This is a genomic window from Flavobacterium piscis (assembly GCF_031457575.1).
Classification (GTDB): Bacteria; Bacteroidota; Bacteroidia; order Flavobacteriales; family Flavobacteriaceae; genus Flavobacterium; species Flavobacterium piscis_A.
On record NZ_JAVDWQ010000012.1, the window covers coordinates 92,878 to 112,018 of the forward strand.

Below are 19,141 nucleotides of genomic sequence, written 5' to 3' on the forward strand. Positions count from 1 at the left end.
GCTGCTTTGCCCATTATTTACCTTTCAGTTTTTTCATAAATTCTTTGAAAGAAGGAGCAAAATCTTCAAACAAAGGATTATTTCTATTCCGTATCATTACTTCACTGAATAGTTTCAATCCCACAATAAATTCCATATTTTCAGCTTTGCTTTCAAAGCGGTCGCTGTCCTTTGTCATTTCAATTAACGATAGAATATTGTCGTGATTTTCAAACTCAAATTCTATTGATTTTCCTGATTGCGTTCCGTCTTTCAATTCAATTTCCTGCAACAAGATTTTGTATCTATTATTTTTCTTCTCTGACATATTTTTGTCTTTATCTGTTTTAATTTTTTCTTATTGGACTGTGTTATCACCTACGTTGAATTTCATCATGCCCCAATTTCCTGTTATTTTTTGTTTTACTTCTTCTGGTACTACTTTGTCCACGCGTGAATGGAAACAAAAATAGAAAAACTATAATTACGATATTTGTTTTTTTTCAGATTAATTTTGATTTAAAGGCACTTGATACGCAATGTTTTATGATAATTATTTTTTCTAACTGATTGATAAAGTAATAATTCATTGGGATGCTTTTTGTACCCATAGCTTAATGAATTTAATTATATTCGTAAGGCACAAAATCAAAGTGCATTTGGCACATGAAGAATTGGCTAAAAAGTTGGAACAACAAAAAATTATATTTCAAGAATTAAAAATAATTCCAGTGATATTAGGCTTTCAGCCTTTATGAGAATAATTAAAGATGGATTGGGTGGAATTTAAAATTATTACTTGATATACAAGTACTACTAACAGCCTTTGGCACTAACCATAGATGAAAACACTACATATCAAAATATTAATAACAGGAATGATGAGTTTTTTTTCAAATTTGCTTTTTTCGCAAGAATTGACAATTTCCGAAGAACTTGACAAAATAGGATATTTTGACCTGATACATCACGAAGAAAAGAAACAGGTTATTAAAGCTATAATTGACTATGAATTTCAAGATGACAAGAATCATTATAAAGGAGGAGGATGGTTGATTATACCAAATAATTATATGTTGTTAAGGTTTCATAATCATTTAGCTGATGACAATAGTTCTTCATCCACTGATTTTAGAGCATTTGAAGTTTGGGTAAGCAGACATTTCTTTGGGAAGTTTGTTGATCATTTAAAGGCAGGAACGTTAAAATCAGCCAAAGTTGTTTTTAAAAAAAATGGATTGCGGTTAGAATGGAAAGATGAAGTCTTTAACGAAAACACTAAAGGAAAAATTGAACATAGGATTACGGTTAATGACAAAGAATATGTTGTTTTTTCGGGGCAAGTAAGTGAAGATAATATTGATGAAGTAATGATTCATTATGAAAATGCATTCAAGGATATATTAAATGATGCCATATATAGACAGGACAGTAAAAAAAGAATAGTTTTATTAACCCAGCCTTCCAAAATTCTATTTGTATTATTAGACCCAGATAAAATTAACAGGTTCAAAAAAATAATTAGTAAAACAAATAATAAATTAGAAGAATAATGGGAAGCAGGTAATAATTCATGATATGATACTTAAAACATATTATACATTCTTTTTGTTTATCCTTATGTTAGTTTAAATTTTTCCGAAATAAATAATTGTAACATTTATAGTTAAAGCATTTGTACATCAGTTTCCAGCAATAAAACCAAATGAAACATAAATAGATAGATAAGCATTAAATGATTTTCTTAACTCCTGGAATTAATAAAACAAGTGATCCAAGCACAAAACTACTTATAACTATTAATGGTGCCACTACCAGAAGTTTTATGGCAGGCTCTGCAACCCAATTTCTCACTGCCAGCGTAAAGCCAACAATTACTAACGGATGAAAAATATACACGGCAAAACTACTACGTGATAATTTTGCAAGCAGTACAGAAGATGTATTCCAGCTCCTTTTTCCTTTAATTAATAATGCTGTTAGTATCGAAATACCAATCCATTGTTCCCAGACTGCATATAGTAATGCCTGCCAATGATAACCGCCGGAAAACCAGGAAGTAGGTGTATCCAGTTTAAATTTGATAATAAAAAAGACCGGAAAAAATAATAAACAGAACCATGCTGAAATTTTGAGTTGTTTGCCTGTTTTGTCAGAAAGTGTATCAAACCAATTGTTTTTGGCTGCCAGCAATCCAATAATAAATAATGCAATATACTGAGGAAAATGCCCTGGTTGGAATCCGATTGGTTCAAGGATCCATCCTACAGGAAATACGACTCTGACCACGAAACTAATAACCCCTAATGCTAGTGCAAACAATAATATTATACGTGAGTCTGGCGCTGCTAAAGTTTTTTTGAAACTAAGTTTACATGTTTTTTTTATTGCTACATAAATTAGCGTAAAAAGCAGTAATGCAGCCAGAAACCATGTCACACCCAAATCGATCCAGCTGTCATATCCGCTTAGATATTCCAGATAGGTAATATGTTGCTCTTTTGCAAAATAATAAACAAGATAGCTGATGAATGGTGAAAGAATAAAGGAATAGAATACCATGGGAATTCCTAATCTGACAAGACGGTCTTTAATAAATTTTGATGTCCCTTTTCTGGAAAAAGAAGAACCTGTAAAGTAGGCAGCCAACATGAAGAAACAGCCCATAAAAAAAGACTGGTTAATTCCTACGAACATTGTTATAGGAATACGTGCACCTATAAGAGTAGTTTGTTCGTTATAATACCAGCCTTCTGAAGAACCATAAGCAATGAAAGTGTGATGAAGCACAACTAATATGGTTAACAGAACTTTAATTGTATCAATATAAAATAATTTGTTTGATGAATCAAAATCCTGATTCAAAGAGGGGATTGCAGTTGACATGATAAATGGGTTTAGTTGTTATCGATGGCAAACCTACAATAAGAAATGCAGTTGCAGTTGGACTTGTTATCAGTAACTAGCTTTTGTGATGAGCAACAAGCTTATGCAATATATTTGCTGCGGAGCTGCTGATAATAGCTATTAAAACTATCAATTTGCTTTCTGGAAACAGGAACTTTTATTGTGGTTTCCTGAAAAGACAATAAGTAGCCCTGAGAGTTTCCGGATACTTTTTCGACCTTAAACATGTTAACAAGATAGGTTCTGTGACATCTGAAAAAATGAGGATATTCTGCTATTTGTGTTTCAAATTGGGCCAGAGAAATTCTTTTTATTTCGGTAGTAATCTGATTGCCGCTTGATCTGGTTAATTCGATATAATTACCATCAGTTTTTACAAATAGCAATTGGTCTATATTCAGGCTAAAATCATCTTGTTTTACCTGTGTGCTAATAAAAAGAGTTGATTCTAAAGTAGTTTTTTCAGTTTCAATATTTAACGGAGTAAACTGGAATACAAATGGCGAACCTTTTTTTGATTCAAAATAAAAACTGGTAAATCTTAGAAAAAAATAAAAGAATATACCTGCGACAAAACAGTTTGTAATTTCTTCCCAAAAATAACTCCAAGACCAATTGTTTGCATTATTATAGATTAAGTCGCGCATTAAAAAGCTAGACATGCCAACTACAATAAGAACTATCCCAATATGAATATATTCGTTGAGTAAAGTCCAATTTTTAACCTGATCATTTCTTTTTCGAATATAATTTAGTGCTTCAAAATAAATCAGTAGGATTGATGCTGGTGAGAATGCGTGGAGGAAACAAATAAAAAAATAATGCATTCTTAGCTCTGGATCGTAGACTCCAAAAGGTTTGAACAATAAAAGAAACATCAGGATTATAACAAAAACAACACCTGCACTTTTGAGAATTTTTTCGGATTGATACCTGACAGGATATTCAATTTCATTTATTAGATGTTTAGTGTTGATATAAAATCTCATTTTAAAGATGCTTTAATTGGGATTAAAAATACGAAAATTCCCGAGTTTTGAGATTTTTGTTTAAAGGATGGTTGCAATAATCTAATTTTGGTGATTGATAAAAAAAGGCAAAATACTCGAAGAAGTGTTTTTGCCTTTCTTGTGACCACCTTGGTACGAAATCCGAACCTTTTTATTAGAAGATTTTGAAGTTCTGGAGTGAGTTAACAGAGATTTGAAAATAAAAGCATTTGATTTTCAGAGCTAAATGTACTGGATTCAAGTTTCCTGTTTAAAAACCCGCATCAATAACGCGAGTTTTTAATACTTCTTCCTCTCTTATATCTGTCTCTACATTTCTTTGGAAACCGATGTTAAATTTTTTAGGTTATAAAAGAGCTTAATTTCATATCTGGTTATGTATGCACTAAAACATTAATCCTTTAAAATTGCGATTTCTCCCCTTGTAGCAGTAGCTCTGGGAACAGGAAAAGGGTCTTTGTTAGAGAAAAAGCCATCTTGTAAATCCATAATTTCATCGGCGGTACAAAGGCAATTTTCTAATTGTAGGCGCAGTTCTTTTTCGTCGAAAGAAATACCAATAAATACCAATTCGTTTAATCTGTCTCCATAATCAAGTGTCCAGCGTTCTTCTATGACATCTTGATTTTCGGCAAAACTCTGAAAATTCATTCGCTCTGCCAGTGGCATACTGGCCCACCAAACGCCTGCGCCTTCGGCTTTCATAGATCCGCCTGCCTGACTCCAGTTGATGGCCTGCTCTGGTCTTGAAGCCATCCAAAACAAGCCTTTGCTACGGATGATTGTTGGCGGAAAATCTTGTGAAATAAAATCCCAAAAGCGATACGGATGAAAAGGTCTTGGGGCACGAAAAACAAACGAGCTAATTCCGTATTCCTCGGTTTCCGGGGTATGAATTCCTTCTAGTTCCCGCATCCAGCCAGCAGAAGTTTCGGCTTCTTCAAAATTGAACAAACCAGTGTTTAATACTTCTTTCAGATTTACTTTTCCTAATACTGAACAAACGATTTTAGCTACTGGATTCAGTTTTTGAATAGAAGCTTTTAGGATTTCTAATTGTTTTTCGGTAACCAGATCGGTTTTGTTGAGAATAATTACATTGGCAAATTCTACCTGATCGACCAATAAATTTACAATGGTTCGATTATCATTTTCGATGTTGGTCGCTTTTATATCTTCGAGCGTTTTGGAAGAACCAAAATCTTTAAAAAAGTTGAAAGCATCAACCACTGTTACCATGGTATCAATGTAACTAAAACGGGATAAATCAATATTTTCATCTTCGTTTACAAACGTAAAAGTCTGCGCTACGGGAATTGGTTCGCTAATTCCTGTACTTTCAATTAATAGATAGTCAAACCGATTTTCTTTGGCGAGTTTCTCTACTTCCAGCATTAAATCTTCTCTCAGGGTACAGCAAATACAGCCGTTGCTCATTTCTACCAATTTTTCTTCGGTGCGAGAGAGTGTCATTTCGTCTTTGACCAATCGGGCATCTACGTTCACTTCGCTCATATCATTAACGATTACAGCAACTTTCAGTCCTTCTTTGTTGTGCAGAATATGATTGAGCAAGGTTGTTTTTCCTGCTCCAAGAAATCCTGATAGTACGGTTACGGGTAATTTTTTCATTGCTTTTTTTAGGTATTAAATTGATGTTTTTCAGGAGTGCTCTTTTTTTGTTTTGACAGCACTTTAAAATAAATAGTTCTTGAATCAATTTTGAAACTATCATAAAAAACACCATTCTCTATTTGAAGCTTTTGCATAATAGGGGTCAATTTCAGGAAATGAAGCATTTTATATTCTTCATCGATTGTATAAACTTCAAAGGCAGTTTCAATAGATCGACCGTTTCCTGATTTCATTATTCTAATGATGTCTTTTGGAATGTCTTGTTTTGGTGTCACTAATGAGTGTAGCATTAGCGATAGGATGAGAAGTGTTTTCATTTTAAGAATATTTGTTAATTCTATTATGTTGCAAATATAAAAATTTTAATTTAACGCAACATTGTTGCATTAAATTAAAATTGTTTCAAAAAGCTAATTTTAGCAATTGTTTGGTCTTGCCTGAAATCATTGGTTTTATTTTCATTAAAAACTAAATACACAAAAGATTGTGGTTGGTATTCCCAACTTAATCTTGAGTTCCATCGACTGCGTTCATCAACAGTGTTGTATTGATAAAAAACATTGAGTTGCAAACGGGGATTTAATGCTAAACGAATGTTGGGTGTAACTAATTTGGTTGTTAAATTTTGCTCATTCATTCCTAAATCAGTAATTTGATTTTCTTCATAATTTAATGTTGTAGCAAAATACGGAACCGGTGCATATCGAATTCCTGCTGAATAGGTTGCGATTTTACCGTTGTAAAATCCACCATAAGTAAAATCGGTAGTTATTGATAATTTACTGCTTTGATCAGAACGATAATTGAGATTTACGGCTTGATATTTATAATTTCCTGCTTGAATTTCGATTCCCAAGGGACTAAAGTTTTCAGTAAGTGTTTGCCAGTTAAGCTGATAGGTGGCTACAATTTTACTGCCGTTATTGAATAGAAAATAAACGGGGTAAATGCCGATGTAGCCTTCCTGAAGGTTAAGGTCGTTTCTGTTTTGATAGAAATCAAAACTAATTCCTGGTTCCCAACTGCGAATAAATTTTGGAAACCATGATAATTTTCTTTTGTTCAAATAAATGTCCAAATAATTTTTCAGAAAATCATTTCGGGTTATAAATCCGAGTTGCGGATTATAATTTTTGGAAATCACACCCGTATTCCAAACCATTCCCCAGTCGTTGGAAGTATAATTCAAACTGGTGTTTGCGGCATATCCATCATCTTTATTGTCTCCATCGGTTTTGGTCCCGCTTACACTGAAATTGATATTTAGGTTATCTGTTATTCTGTTAAAACCCATAATTGTTGCCGATGAATTGAAAAATGATTTTAAATCCTCGTTGGTTTGATTGTATTTATTAGTCAATAAAATGCCCAGATTGTTTTGTTTTCCGTAATTTTTTTTAAAAAGCAAGACAGAATTACTGGATGCCTGAGCAGTTTCGGTTGCTTGTTGATGAACATATAGTGCACCTAAATTATAACTATTTGTCTTTTGTGTAAATCGGGCTCCAACATCAATAGGAATTGGGTTTCCATAATCATCCAGCCCAATTTTCCGACTTAAAAAAGGCATATAAATATTCTGGTTTCCTGCTGTAAATAATCCTGCATTTTCTAAAAAAAACTGCCTCCTTTCTGGAAAGAAAACCGAAAACCGACTTAAATTATTTACTTGCCTGTCGGCATCAGCTTGAGCAAAATCGGTATTAAAAGTCAAATCGAGCGAACTCTGAGCGTTAGGACTCCATTTTATTTCTCCGCCAAACTTAGTTTTATACTCCTTTTCAGAGGATTTGTCATTTTGTTTTTTACTGTCAATTTGCGAAATCAGGTAGGGATTTACCTGAATGTTGGTACTTGATTTTGGAGGATCAGTTCCTTTTAATTCAATAGCATATTTCATTCTGTAGGTATCAAAACTTCTGGGAAAACCAGGATATGCCACCGTTTCGTTTTCACGACGGGCGATCCTAATAAAATTAATTCCCCAAGCAAGGGTGTCTTTTATGTTTTTTGGATAACGCAATGTTTTCCAGGGAATTGCCATTTCGCAAGACCAGCCATTTTCATCTATTGTACTTCGGGTTTGCCATAATGCATCCCAATCAACATCATAAACAGTATCATCAAAAACTTGTAAATCACGTTGTGCACTGTATGGATTGGTTTGAAAAGCCGTTGCATTTCTCTTGTTGTTATAAGTGTCAAGTGCAATACCAAAAACGTCATTTTGATAATAATCAAAATCTCGTCGGAAATCTTGTACCCTGACCCCTTTTTTTCCTAAACTATCCGAACAAATTGCGCCTATATAGATATTTTTTTTGTCATAAAGTATTTTTACGATGGTTTTAAATTTTGGTTTTTCGCCCTGATGGGGTTCTACTTGTACAAAATGGGAAATTGGTTGAGCTTCTTCCCAATCCTTTTCGGTAAGTTTCCCATCAATTTTTATAATTGCATTTGTTTTTATGGCATAAACGGATGTTTCTTTTATAGATAATTTAAGACTGTCTTGTAGTGCCACCTGGCTAAAAGTATTTACAGATATAATAAATAATGTTATAATAATCAGTTTTTTCATTTTGCTTATGGTTGTTGTTATAGGTTGAAATTTTGAGGCGTTATATTTTTTGCAAAATTAAAGATTATATTTTAACGCAACATTATTGCGTTAATAAAAATTGTATTATATTTGCAACAATATTGCATTAGTGAAGATTGAATAATTCAAATATTCCAAGTGTATCCAACTTAAAACCGTTTTTATATGGCTGTATTACAAGCAACAAAATTGAGTAAAGTTTACAATGGTGTCTATGCCCTGAAAAATTTGGATTTAACGATTGATAAAGGCGAAATATTTTGTCTATTGGGGCAGAATGGTGCTGGTAAGACGACAACAATAAATTTATTTTTAGGGTTTACGGATGCTACAAGTGGCACGGCTGCCATCAATAATATCGAGGTAAAACCTGATGCTGCTGCTGCCAAAAAAGATGTGGCTTATATCCCCGAAGTCGTTCAGCTTTATGGCAGCTTAACCGGAGTTGAGAATTTAGATTTTTTCAGTCGTTTAGCGGGGTTTCAATATTCAAAAGAAGAGTTAAGCCATTTTTTGACCAGAGCCAATCTACAAATTACTTCACATAATACGAAGCTGGGTAATTATTCCAAAGGAATGAGGCAAAAAGTTGGTATTGCCATTGCCATTGCTAAAAATGCAAAAGTAATTCTTATGGATGAGCCCACCTCTGGACTTGATCCTAAAGCTACTGCCGAATTTACCAAAATATGCAAAGAACTAGCCGCTGATGGAAAGACCATTTTTATGACTACACACGATATTTTTAATGCTGTAAATGTGGGAACTAAAATTGGCATTATGAAGGAAGGGACGCTGGTACATATCTTGAATACTTGTGATATAAATGCTAATGAACTGCAAAAATTGTATCTGGAAACAATTTAAAAAGAATCTTTAAAAAAACAATTTTAAAAATTTCCTATTTCGATAAAAATAGTATGAAAATAAACTTAGTTATAATAGGAGTCACGTTTTTTTGTTCAAACGCATTTTCTCAAACAGATACTTTAAATACAAAGCCCAAAGAAACGACACATATTTTACAAGCTGTAAATATAGTAGCTAACAAAAGCAAAGCTATAAAGCAACAGCCTGTCAATATTTCTGTCATCGAGGCAAAACCTTTTTATAATACCAATGCTACAGGATTAGACCTGTTGAGGCAAGTTTCAGGAATAAAAATAAAACAAGATGGAGGTTTTGGAGCAAGAACCGAAATTTTTATTAATGGGACAACAGGAAAACAAATTAAATATTTTATTGATGGCTTGCCTCAGGATAATATGGGCGAAACGCAATTACTAAATATTTATCCAGTAGAGCAAATGGAGAGAATAGAAGTATATAAAGGTGTTCTCCCTGTTGATTTGGGTGCTGATGCGCTAGGTGCGGCCATCAATATTGTGACTAGAAAAGAAAAAGAAAACTATTTTGACGCGTCCTATTCAATTGCTTCTTTTAATACAAACCGACTGAATTTTTCAGCAAAAAAATATATATCCAATCACTTTTTTGCTGGGATACAGCTTAATGCAAATTATGCGCAAAACAATTACAGTATAGATGCCGAAGTTCCGAACCAGTTTGGAAATAATGAGATAGTAAACGTAAAACGATTTCATGATCTGTATAAAAATTACAACATAAAACTACAAACGGGACTTACAGATACCCGCTTTGCTGACCAATTGAATCTGACTATCATACAAACCGGTACTTATGACGAAATGCAAAATAATCTAACACAAACACAACCTTACGGACAAGCGTTTTACAAAGAAAATCTATTGAGCAGTATTTTAAAATACCAAAAAAACAATCTGTTCAAAAAAATTAATGTTTCAGCATTGCTTTCATATAACAAATTGCACGGGGTTTTTACAGATACTTCTAAGAATGTTTATAACTGGAAAGGAGTCATTGTTGACAAAAAATATAGTGGTGGCGAAATTACATCTTCGGGCAGTTTGCTTCATATTTATACCAATGTTTTTAACGGAAAAATCACAAGCACTTATGCCTTCAAAGATAATTTTAAGTTTGTTTTCAGTAACACATTGCAACATTATAACCGTACCGGAAAAGATACTGTCGCTCAAAAATTTTATGGCGGGGTCGATTATTTTGGCACACCCTCTTCGATGCTGAAAAATATTGCAGGAATAGAATTTGAAGGAAACCTAATAGATTCAAGATTAAAATTTTCGACTGCCATTAAGGATTATTATGCCGATTTGTCCGGCTATACTATCGAGTGGTCGACACAAACAATAACAGAACAATCGCTGCACTCAATGGCGTATAACGTAGCATTAGCTTATAATATCAATGATAATACTCAAATTAAAACCTCGTATGAACACGCTGCCCGGCTACCCGAGGTAGAAGAAGCTTTTGGGGATTTGATGTTGATAAAAGCAAATCCGAAAATTGATATTGAAAAAAGTGAAAACGTAAATGTCAATTTTTTACACAACTCCAATAAAATTGAAACTGAATTAACCGGTTTTTATAGAAAAGTTAGCAACATCATTTATCTGCGTACCTCTCAATTTGGGGGTCAATACCAAAATCTTTTGAGCGCCAGGGTATTGGGTGCCGAAACCAGTATCAAATATAATCCTGTTGATTTTATTAATTTAAACGGTAATGTTACCTATCAGGATTTAAGAAACCAATCTATCATAGACAATAGCGGCATCAATAATGAGCGCTACAAAAATGCAAGACTCCCAAATATTCCTTATCTGTTTGCAAATGCTGGGGTTTCGTATAAAAAGGAAAATTTATTTGTTAAAAAAAGCACCCTGCAAGTTTGGTTGAATACCACTTATACGCACGAATATTTCTTGTATTGGGAAGTTGATGGTGCTAAAGAATTAAAAAACAGAATTCCATCCCAGTTTTTGCAAAACACAGGAGTTTCCTATTCTCTGGCAGACAAAGGACTCTCGTTTGCCTTTGAAGTAAATAATATAACCAATTCAAAAACGTATGACAACTTTAAAGTACAGTTGCCAGAAAGAGCATTCAGTTTTAAAATACGAATTTATAAATCTAATACTAAACAAAAATGAAAACGAAGAATTTATCAATGCTAATGATAGCATTAGTTGCAATAATTAGCCTATTCTCTTGCGAGAAAGATGCAGAACCAGGTAACCCAAACAAAGTAAACTATGCCCTATCAACCACTGGCGGAATTTACCCTAATCAAACCACTTATTTGTTTGGAACCAATTCCTTTCCTTCAGGTACGCTTGATACTTCAACTGCTGCGGAGTTAGCCAGTTCGGGGAGTATGTATAAATATGGTTCGGATATTTATATGACCACATTTGGCGCACCAGCCACTTTGCGAAAGTATGTTTTTGATGATAAAGGGGTGCCAAGAGAAACTGCTAGTTTTTCGGTTGCAGGTTTAAAAACTTTTGGAGCAGTAGAATTTATAAGCGCTACCGAGGCTTATGCTGCGGCTAATGGATTTGGTGGAGTACCCAAGCTGGTAAAATTTAATCCAGCCAATATGCAGATAATCACTACTGTAGATTTGACGGGCTTGCAAAAAGCAGGTGCAACCGATGTTTTCTATCTGGGAATGGTCATTCGGGATAACTTTATTTATATGGGGGTTAATTATCAGGATGCAAGCTTTAGTAATCTTGAGGATAAAGTTTTTGTGGGGATAATAAACAGAACCACCAACAAAGTGGAGAAATTAATTGAAGATGATCGCAGTAGCGAAATGTGGACAGGTGGAACTTCTTCCTCTTTTAGTCCAAATACTTTGATAAAAGATGCCAATAATGACATCTATGTATTAGGATTTGCTAATAACGGAAAGCCAAGCGGTATATTGAAAATTAAAAGTGGCACAACAGAATTTGACCCTACTTATTTTTTCAATCTTGATACCGCTACCGGAAAATCGTGCTTGGGATTGTATCATTTTGCCAACGGTTTAACATTTACCATTCGGTATTCAGATCCTGTGGCGTATCCATTTGATACCGATGCAAATTATGATTCGTATGCAGCAGGAGAAATTTATAAAATAGATTTGGCTGCTAAAACTTCTTCAGGGAATATTTCGACAGCATTGCCAAAAATATTTGGTAATAATACCTTTATGACCCAATGGGATGCAGACAAGATTTATTTTAATGTATCCGCTGCCAGCAGTAATGCTGTTTATTCTTATACAATTAATGGTGGCACAGTTGCCAAAGAATTTGATTTAAGTTCTGGAACCTGCAATGGTTTTACAAAAATTAATTAGAAACGCAAATCAAGGGGTCAATCTATAATTTTTTTGTCATTAGATAAATCTGCGCAGGTTCTTAAAGTCTGCGTGGGGTTATCGAAACCCTTTTCGCATTAGAAACAAAAGCAATGATACTTAATTTAATCCAAAATGAATGGTTGCAATGGAGACGAAACAGCCAAATAAAAAGGCTTTTGGGATTTTTAATTTTTATTAGTCTAATCGCTCTGTTACATCAAATAAACTATCAGTCTAATTTATTAGATACACGATTAAAGGCTCAGGAAGATTCCAGAAAAGAATGGCTTGGTCAGGAACTAAAACATCCGCATATGGCGGCACATTTTGGTAATTATGCTTATAAAAAGCCCACATCACTACAATGTTTAGATCCAGGGTTGAGCATCTACACGGGCACTTCCGTATATATGGAACCGCACAGGCAAAATGATTTTTTGTTTAGCAAAAGTCAGGAAAGTGATACAGGGCTGCGATTTGGCTGGTTAAGTCCAGCCTTGATTTGCCAATTAATTTTACCTTTGTTCATCATTTTATTTACTTTTAATAGTGTCAACGGAGAGTTCGAAAAAGGCACCATGCAGTTGCTCCTGGCACAGGGGGCATCTTTTAGAAAAATACTTTTCTCGAAAGTGCTGGCTGCTTTTATTCTTTTTGAGAGTTTTATTATTCCTTATTTCTTGCTTACCGCAATCGTTTCCTGGAAAGTGTTTGGAGGAGATTTGAATCCTGCATCCCTGACTTATCTCTTACTAGTTTATTCTCTTTATTCTCTTATCTGGTGTTTATTGGGAGTTTTGGTTTCGGCACACATTAAAAAAATAGGAGTTTCCATTGCTGTTTTATTACTTGTTTGGATGTTCAGCAATATTATTATGCCCAGGATGTCGGCTAATTTAGCTGAAAATATTTACCCCCTGATTACCAATTATGATTTAAAAAAGCAAATAAAAGAATCGATAGAGAACGGTTTGGACGGACACGACCCTACTAGTGACAGAGCCCTGAAAATTGAAAAGGATTTACTAGTAAAATACAAAGTAGATAGTGTACAACAATTGCCATTTAATTTTGAAGGATATATTATGCAGCAAAGTGAAGAATACTCCAGTAAAGCGTATGATTTACATTTCAAAAAAATATTTGCAACCCTCCAAAATCAAAAGAAAGTGCAAACCTGGATGGGTATTGCAAGTCCTTACATTTTGATACGGAATTTATCTATGACCACCTGTAATGCCGGACTAGAATCTGAAATTGATTTTCAGACTCAGGCCGAAAACTACCGAAGGTCATTTGTTCAAAATATGAACAACGATATGAAAGATAATTCTGCTTACAATTCATTTGAAACTTATCGTGTAAAAAAAGGAAAATACGAAGCCATTGCAGATTTACAGACTGAAAACAGGTCATTGACCTGGTTATTGCATTCGGTATTTATAGAAAATATTTGGTTGTTCATTTGGGGCTTATCATTATTTATTTTAATGTTCAGAAGTCGCAGTAATAAAATTTATAGTTAAAATAACGATGAAAAATAATAGTGTAATACATCCGGAAGTTTCATTAAAAACCCAATTTTGGCTCTTCAAAAAGCACCTGGCAAATAGTATGATACTTTTTGTTTTTTTAGTAACAGGAATATATGGTTTGTACCAGGGATTTGTGTTTAAAGACAAACAGCTAAGCACAATTGAAAATTTTAAAACTGAAAAAACAAAGAATTTAGAGGAACTTGTTCGTGGTTTTGATGCAGATACGACTATAAATGAGGGTAAAGAAGCCTATGAAAAGGTTACGGGATTATTGTCGTCTAATAGGAATGTCGTTTTACCAGCGTTCAAAACTCCCTCAAGTACGGCTATTTTTTCTATCGGTCAGGCCGATGTTTTTCCGTATTATTATACCGTTAAGGTAGAAAGTTTTTTTATGCAATTATTTAAACAAGGAGAAATTGCCAATCCGTTGCGGTCATTAGCAGGGCATTTTGACACCAGTTTTTGGATTATCTATTTGTTACCGCTATTGATAATTATCTTATGCTTTAATTCGCTCTCCAGTGAGTTGGACAATGGCAACTGGAGGTTGATAAACAGTCAGGGGATTTCTAAAAAAAAATGGCTGCAATCCAGGTTTTTGTTAATAGGCCTGATTATCGAAATGATGGTTGTTTTTATTCTAATTACAGGAATGATTGTGAATTATATTTGCTTCAGGCAAAGCCCGACGATAAATGATTTTATGTTTTTTGCAGGCGCTAATTTATACTTTATTTTTTGGTTATCAGTCGTGTATTGCATCAATTCAATAGGTAAAAACACTAGTGCTAATGCTTTGTATTGCGGGGTTGTATGGACTATGACTTGTGTTGTTATTCCAACTTTGTCCACGGCATTAATTGAGAAAATAGTTCCTGTTGATAACACGGCTATTAGCAGAATGTCCAGAAGACCACAAGGTTCCAAATTTGAGGATACTGCTTATGGTATAAAACTAATAAAGCAATTTGGGAAGGTCTATCCGGAATACAAAAATGCCAATATAGATCCAAATACAGCTGCATTTTCATTTGCCGTTTATATGGGTTACCATAGGCTTTTGGACGATTCCAATACCATAAAAGTCAAAAACTATTATGCAAATATCGAGCAAAGGCAAAAATTGATTAATTCAGGTTGCTTAATCAATCCTACAGCTGCAATAGATGGTGTTTTTGCGTCGTTAGCGAACAATGATGCTTTTGCAAATCACTCGTTTGTATGGCAAACCAAAGCTTTCCATGACAAACTAAATGATGCTTATTATCCGGCATTATTTTTTGACAGATTATTAACGAAAAAGGATTATGATAAATTTCCTGTTTTTGAATATAAAAAAGCCATGCCTGTTTCGATAAATATTATTGTATGTTATGCCTTGTTAGGCTTATTGTCGATTTTTATATTTACTGTGAGTAATAGGTTCTTAAAGAGAAATTAAAAAGCAAATAAGTGAGATCTTTTCCATTTCTAAATTAAAAACATAACCCATCCCGGGTTAATCAGGATGGGTTATAGTTTTTGTGAAATTGGCTCTGGGATTTTTTTTTGGATACAATATGAAACACATGCCAATTTTTTTCCTCCCCGAGAATTGTCCTGCCTGCTTTTTCTACTTCTTCAAAATACTCTAAATCAAATTCCGTAAATAGATTTAAAACTTGTTCTTTGGTATGAAAGGTTTTGTTGGGATCTGTTGACCAGGAATCATTAACTCCAAAAAAATGTCCGGTAAACCGGCCATTTGGTAAAATAGAGTGCACCACTTTTTTCCATAAAGAATTAAAATTTTCAGGGTGACAAAAAGGAAGGGAAAAAGAGGCATTTACCAGCGATACATCAGGAAGAGAAACAGATTCAAAATCTCCGGTAATAATGCTCAGTTTAGTTGCATACTTTTCAGGAGCATTCTTTTTTAATTCTTCTATTGACTGTGTTTGCCTATCTATAGCAATTACTTCCCATCCGCTTTTTATGAGTGCAATTGTATCTACTCCCGTGCCACAACCAAGATCGGAAGCAACTAAATAATCTATTTTTTCTTCATCAAATAAATCCATTGCTTTTACAAGTGTTGCAGAAGGTGTCAGATTCTTTTCCTGAACTTTTTGGTAATGCTTTTCCCAATTGCTATTCATCTTTTTCTGTATTTTCTTATGCCGGAACGAGTGCATTTACTCTTAATTTTTTGAACTCATAAGAGGTTAGTAAAAACAGTATGATTATGTATAAAAAATTTTCAATAACAATACTATAATATATTCCGCTTGTGCCATAATGGGAGGGTAAAACAAGTATAAGAGGTATAAATAAAATCAATTCCCGCCCAATGGATATAAAACTGGATTTCTTACCTTTTCCGATAGCCTGAAAAAAGATAATTCCGCTTGTTCCAATAGGGAAAAACGGTATAATAAATAATATTGTCCGGAAGTAATTAATTTCCTGTTCAGAAAGTATCCTGTCAGGAAGCATAATAGACACAATTGCAGAGGGAAACAGCATTAATGGGATCCATATAAATAAAAGAAATAAAATACCTCCTGTTCTGAATATTCCAACTGCTTTTACACACCTTTCATAATTACCAGCTCCATAATTTATACCTACAACAGGCTGTAATACCTGCAATAGCCCGAAAACCGGCATAACCGAGAAAGTAAATATTCTGAAAACTGTTGAAAAGAAGGCCAAATCCCAATCTGTTCCATAATGTGCCATTGATTTAAAAATAAATACCTGGCGAATAAAATTTGTCCCCTGAATAAAAAAAGCAGACAAACCTACTGTAAATACATTTTTGAGCATTTCTGCTTCAATCTTAAATTGAATTTTTCCTGTTATAAAAGAGGCTTTGCCGGATAAAAAATATCGGAGGGTAAGAAAAGCATATACTGCCATTGCGATAATACTTGCAAGGGCAGCGCCTTTTATGCCTAAATTTCCAATGTTAATTAATATGGGGGCAAGAACAATATTCAATACCACTGCAATAACAGAAAAGCGCATCGCTTGTTTTATTTTTCCTTCTGCCCGAATGAGTCCATTTGCAGAAAGACCAAAAATAGTAAAGAAAATACCGAAAGACCATGTTTTATAAAAATCAGACCCGTAATGCAGGACTTTTCCTGTTCCGCCCATCAATGCAATCAATTCATCCGAAAACAAAATTCCTATTGGCATAAGCAAAGCGGAAGCGATAACAGACATTGTAAAAAGATTACTCAATACTTTTTGCTGGATGACAATATTCTCTGCTCCGATAGCACGACTCAAAACTGACGCTGATCCAGAGGCAATCAAAACCATAACTGCCGTGATTAATATGGTTAAAGGAATTACCAACGAAATTCCGGCAAGTGCATCTGCTCCAATAAAATAACCAATGTAAAGGGAATCTATGAAAGTGTTGAGCGAAATGACAATTGTAGCTATGATTCCCGGCAAAGACATTGTCCACATCAGTCTCCATAAATTATCGTTTTTTATATCCAATGGCTTTTTCATAATTTTATTTCTTGTACCAGGCCACTTTGCACTAATTCCTGATAAGCCTCTTTATATAGATAGTTGTTTTCAAATACTTCTTTAGTGTTGAGCCCATCTGCTTTCAACCATATTTCTTTTGAAATAGTATCGAGTTTAAAAGTTTCATCAGTATCTTTTGGAATCACATAAATCACCTCATCAAAGTCTTCTTTTTTAGAAAGAGATAGCAATTGTTGATTGCGAAGGCTCATCATTCCGGAACCTTCAATCAAAGGGATAACTTCACGTTCTTCGTTATAAAGCAGAAATGTTTTTTCTGAATTGAAACTAATTGAAATTTCTTTGTTGGCAGGAATTTCAAATACCTGCAATTGGGTTGACAACTCTGCATCATTTTCTATACATTCCACAATTTTTACGGGAACAGGTTCTGTAGATAGATTTTGAACAATAGCAATACGCTGACCAGATTGCTTTCTAATTTCTTTCAGCTGGAGTTTTTCTACAAAGAAAAAATCATCAGTTGCTGTTTTAGAATATCGAATTTCCCCGTTACTATGCACTTCGGAGATTAATTTATATTTACCTGGCGGAGCATCATCAGCAATGTCATAATAGAAATAGTAGTGCCGTCCGGATTGAATGGCACTTAGTATATCTACAAGGACTTCACGTTTGCATGAACCTGACAGATAATCTGCAAGGACTAAAAGAGGGGTGTTTTTATTGAGATATTTATATTTGATAGTTTCGTTTTCTGTAATTTCTTCTTTGGAGTCTGGTAAGGCAAGGATATTGCCTTCGTATAGCATAGTAACTTCTCCGTCCGGTCTTTTTACTCCTATGCGTACAAAAGGGAATATATGTATCCCTTTTAAGTGGGCAGTGTTAAAGTTCCAATGAATCGTTACGCCTTTATTAGGCACTGTTCTTTTGGGAAAAATACTCATTCTTTTCTCAATTTTTTAACATTTTCTTTGCTGTACTTAACTGGATATTCGGTAAACCATTTTATTACGGTTTCTTCTCCCAAATAGTCGTAAGTAGTACTCATAAGATGTTCCATTTTCTGAAGGTATTCAGTCATCGTAGCATCAGGATTTGCTTCGTTTTTTATTTTGTGTTCTTCTTTTTCTTTTTTAGAGGCAGGAAGATGATGAAAGTATCGCCCAAAATGTTTGCCGCAAAAGGAGTGGTATTCTTTTGTAAACAAGATAAAGTTGTGCCACATTTCATCAAGAATCAATAAATCATCTGGAATAAATATGCCTTTCAACTGGCAGATAAAAAGAAATTTACGCGTTTCTTTAAATAAATCCTGAGCCTCATCTTCATCCACATTATACATATCCCTAAATCTGGAAATTATATCTTCATTAGAATATAAAAGCATATTCTCAAGCTGGGATTTATCGATATCAACTATTTCTTTGTAAATTTGTGGCTCCATTTTTTTCAAGTATTAATGGTTAAATAAAACGGGAGTAGCAGCGCGAACTGCAACTCCCGTTTTTGTTTTGAATTACAGTGTAGCTGTACAGTGACCGCATTTGCTACAGTGTGTTCCTCCAACTGCGCTTTTTGCGGCAAGAATTGCTGCAATCAAAGCTTTTTTTGAATTTACCATCGTTTCAAGTATTAATTGTTATTGCCTACTCTTTTTTTTGGGTTTTCGGCTTACCCCAATTTTAATACTATTGTAAATATATAAATT

16 protein-coding genes are annotated in these 19,141 nt (G+C 34.0%); 6 read left to right on the forward strand and 10 right to left on the reverse strand.

Annotated elements, in window-relative coordinates; genetic code table 11:
* Positions 1-13: 13 nt before the first annotated feature.
* On the reverse strand, positions 14-307 hold the full coding sequence (locus tag J2W48_RS16530) for a DUF3861 domain-containing protein (RefSeq protein WP_310282780.1): 294 nt from the start codon (positions 305-307) through the stop codon (positions 14-16).
* Positions 308-821: 514 nt separating this feature from the next.
* On the opposite strand from J2W48_RS16530, the gene J2W48_RS16535 reads away from it, so the two are divergent.
* The gene (locus tag J2W48_RS16535) at positions 822-1,532 is read left to right on the forward strand and encodes a hypothetical protein (RefSeq protein WP_310282781.1); all 711 of its coding nucleotides are present in this window, start codon (positions 822-824) and stop codon (positions 1,530-1,532) included.
* Between the two features lie 178 nt (positions 1,533-1,710).
* Here the strand turns inward: J2W48_RS16535 and J2W48_RS16540 are convergent, their stop codons facing one another.
* The 5 genes from J2W48_RS16540 to J2W48_RS16560 all read right to left on the reverse strand — a co-directional run bounded on the left by J2W48_RS16540 (position 1,711) and on the right by J2W48_RS16560 (position 8,112).
* Positions 1,711-2,865, reverse strand: a complete 1,155-nt coding sequence (locus J2W48_RS16540) for an acyltransferase family protein (protein ID WP_310282782.1) — start codon at positions 2,863-2,865, stop codon at positions 1,711-1,713.
* A 101-nt stretch (positions 2,866-2,966) separates the two neighbouring features.
* Positions 2,967-3,875 (reverse strand): LytTR family transcriptional regulator DNA-binding domain-containing protein, encoded by a 909-nt coding sequence (locus tag J2W48_RS16545; protein ID WP_310282783.1) that lies wholly within the window; start codon positions 3,873-3,875, stop codon positions 2,967-2,969.
* A gap of 414 nt (positions 3,876-4,289) precedes the next feature.
* The gene (locus J2W48_RS16550) at positions 4,290-5,528 is read right to left on the reverse strand and encodes a GTP-binding protein (RefSeq protein WP_310282784.1); all 1,239 of its coding nucleotides are present in this window, start codon (positions 5,526-5,528) and stop codon (positions 4,290-4,292) included.
* Between the two features lie 8 nt (positions 5,529-5,536).
* Positions 5,537-5,848, reverse strand: a complete 312-nt coding sequence (locus tag J2W48_RS16555) for a DUF4919 domain-containing protein (protein WP_310282785.1) — start codon at positions 5,846-5,848, stop codon at positions 5,537-5,539.
* 74 nt (positions 5,849-5,922) lie between these two features.
* Positions 5,923-8,112: a DUF5916 domain-containing protein gene (locus J2W48_RS16560; RefSeq protein WP_310282786.1), complete on the reverse strand. Its 2,190-nt coding sequence runs from the start codon at positions 8,110-8,112 to the stop codon at positions 5,923-5,925.
* A 186-nt stretch (positions 8,113-8,298) separates the two neighbouring features.
* Between J2W48_RS16560 and J2W48_RS16565 the strand changes: the two genes are divergently transcribed.
* From J2W48_RS16565 to J2W48_RS16585, 5 genes are all read left to right on the forward strand, one after another.
* On the forward strand, positions 8,299-9,000 hold the full coding sequence (locus J2W48_RS16565) for an ABC transporter ATP-binding protein (RefSeq protein WP_310282787.1): 702 nt from the start codon (positions 8,299-8,301) through the stop codon (positions 8,998-9,000).
* A gap of 53 nt (positions 9,001-9,053) precedes the next feature.
* On the forward strand, positions 9,054-11,192 hold the full coding sequence (locus tag J2W48_RS16570; protein WP_310282788.1) for a TonB-dependent receptor: 2,139 nt from the start codon (positions 9,054-9,056) through the stop codon (positions 11,190-11,192).
* A complete protein-coding gene (locus J2W48_RS16575; RefSeq protein ID WP_310282789.1) occupies positions 11,189-12,394 on the forward strand; it encodes a DUF4374 domain-containing protein in 1,206 nt (401 codons plus the stop codon). Before J2W48_RS16570 ends, J2W48_RS16575 begins: the two co-directional genes overlap by 4 nt.
* Before the next feature lie 113 nt (positions 12,395-12,507).
* On the forward strand, positions 12,508-13,923 hold the full coding sequence (locus J2W48_RS16580) for a DUF3526 domain-containing protein (RefSeq protein ID WP_310282790.1): 1,416 nt from the start codon (positions 12,508-12,510) through the stop codon (positions 13,921-13,923).
* A 7-nt stretch (positions 13,924-13,930) separates the two neighbouring features.
* Positions 13,931-15,379, forward strand: coding sequence for a DUF3526 domain-containing protein (locus tag J2W48_RS16585; RefSeq protein WP_310282791.1), 1,449 nt, complete (start codon positions 13,931-13,933; stop codon positions 15,377-15,379).
* 61 nt (positions 15,380-15,440) lie between these two features.
* On the opposite strand, the gene J2W48_RS16590 is transcribed toward J2W48_RS16585, so the two are convergent.
* The 4 genes from J2W48_RS16590 to J2W48_RS16605 are packed head-to-tail and all read right to left on the reverse strand — an operon-like array spanning position 15,441 to position 18,877.
* A complete protein-coding gene (locus J2W48_RS16590; RefSeq protein ID WP_310282792.1) occupies positions 15,441-16,076 on the reverse strand; it encodes a class I SAM-dependent methyltransferase in 636 nt (211 codons plus the stop codon).
* A 16-nt stretch (positions 16,077-16,092) separates the two neighbouring features.
* A complete protein-coding gene (locus tag J2W48_RS16595; RefSeq protein WP_310282793.1) occupies positions 16,093-17,445 on the reverse strand; it encodes an MATE family efflux transporter in 1,353 nt (450 codons plus the stop codon).
* Complete coding sequence (locus J2W48_RS16600) at positions 17,442-18,377, reverse strand: hypothetical protein (RefSeq protein ID WP_310282794.1); 936 nt, start codon at positions 18,375-18,377, stop codon at positions 17,442-17,444. Before J2W48_RS16600 ends, J2W48_RS16595 begins: the two co-directional genes overlap by 4 nt.
* Positions 18,374-18,877 (reverse strand): glycine-rich domain-containing protein, encoded by a 504-nt coding sequence (locus J2W48_RS16605; RefSeq protein ID WP_310282795.1) that lies wholly within the window; start codon positions 18,875-18,877, stop codon positions 18,374-18,376. Before J2W48_RS16605 ends, J2W48_RS16600 begins: the two co-directional genes overlap by 4 nt.
* Between the last annotated feature and the right edge of the window lie 264 nt (positions 18,878-19,141).